Annotated in this window: 2 protein-coding genes; both read right to left on the bottom strand. The window is 63.1% G+C overall.

Annotated elements, in window-relative coordinates; all coding sequences use genetic code 11:
* The coding region (locus J7623_RS31720) for an FAD binding domain-containing protein (protein ID WP_291929411.1) at positions 1-260 on the bottom strand (260 nt) is incomplete at its 3' end.
* Positions 257-609: 2Fe-2S iron-sulfur cluster-binding protein (locus J7623_RS31715; protein ID WP_291929409.1), on the bottom strand; the 353-nt coding region annotated here is incomplete at its 5' end. The genes J7623_RS31715 and J7623_RS31720, both read right to left, overlap by 4 nt.

Here is a 609-nt window from a genome sequence, read left to right as displayed (position 1 = left end):
GGGTAGCCTTGGCGCACCCGGCTGTGCTCGGCGAGCGCAGTATTGCGCACCCCAGCGCCGATCAGCAGGCCGCCGCCGGGCAGTGCCTCAATCTCACGCGAAAATCCCGTGACATCGACCAGACTCGACGGTCGCTCGATTGTCTCGCGCATAAGATCGATGAGATTGGTGCCGCCGCCGAGATACTTCGCACTGTCAACTGCACCCTGCTGGACGGCATCGGATGCGCCGGCGGCCCGCGCATAAGTAAACGGGTTCATTCTGCCACCTCCACGAGCGGCTCTTCGGCAATGGTTTCGGCGATGGCCGCTATGATGCCGTTGTAGGCCCCGCAGCGGCACAGGTTGCCGCTCATTCTCTCGCGCAATTCGTCATGGTTGAGCTTTATTCGATCGTCGGAGAGATCGGCGGTCACATGGCTTGGCACCCCCCGCGATATTTCCGCCGCCATGCCGATGGCGGAACATATCTGACCGGGGGTACAGTAGCCGCACTGAAAGCCGTCATGCTCGACAAAGGCCTGCTGCAGGGGATGCAGGTGGCCTGGGGCCCCGACCCCCTCAATGGTCGTGATCGAGCGTCCCTCGCACTGCACGGCAAGTGACAGGC

Source organism: Chitinophaga sp. (assembly GCF_017745275.1).
Lineage (GTDB): Bacteria > Bacteroidota > Bacteroidia > Chitinophagales > Chitinophagaceae > Chitinophaga.
The sequence above is the reverse complement of the archived record's forward strand: the minus strand, read 5'-3'. Positions and strand labels throughout refer to the sequence as shown.